Origin of the sequence: Exiguobacterium sp. B2(2022) (genome assembly GCF_028823655.1) — a bacterium.
In the GTDB taxonomy this organism is placed as follows: Bacteria; Bacillota; Bacilli; order Exiguobacteriales; family Exiguobacteriaceae; genus Exiguobacterium; species Exiguobacterium aestuarii_A.
Genome location: NZ_JAPEHX010000152.1, coordinates 1 through 655, shown reverse-complemented (window position 1 = coordinate 655; position 655 = coordinate 1). Strand labels below are relative to the sequence as shown.

Annotated in this window: 1 protein-coding gene; it reads left to right on the top strand. The window is 53.0% G+C overall.

The features are described from left to right. On the top strand, positions 1–655 hold a 655-nt coding region (locus ON063_RS14770), incomplete at both ends, for an extracellular solute-binding protein (protein ID WP_274665644.1).

The window sequence follows — 655 nt, the reverse complement described above, 5'->3', positions numbered from 1 at the left end:
GCCACCAAGTCGCACCAGGCTACATCCAAGACGTACTTGCGGGTGACGCGAAGTGGACGGACAAAGAGATGGTCGAGACGGCTGAACTTTGGCAACAACTGTACGAAGACAAAGTGTTCCAAGAAGGGGCATTGGGTCTCGCGACATACATGGACGGCATGAACAACTTCTTCGACAAGAAGGCCGCAATGTGGATCATCGGTTCATGGGAAGCTCACTCGATGACGACGGTCGAGAAGCGTGACAAGTGGAACAACTTCGAAGACGAGATCGGCTTCGTCCCGATGCCTAACCTTGCAGGTGGCACAGAACAACCGGTCATCGCTTCAATCGACATGGCACTCGGTGTCAACAAAGAGTCGAAACAACAAGAAGGTGCGGCTGCCTTCATCGCCTACATGACACAAGGCGAAGGCCAGGCGCTCTACATGGAGAAGTTTGAGATGGCACCAGCTGTCAAAGACATCGAAGTCGCATACGAAGACAAGTTCACGAACGACGTCGAGCGTGAGTCTTACGAAATCTTGAACGAGACAGTGAAGAACGCTGTCGCAGGACGCGGAATCCGTGACCCGAAAGTATACGACGCACTCGGGAAAGAACTTCAAAACATCGCTGCCGGACAAGATGCGAAAGAAGCACTCGCACGCATCCA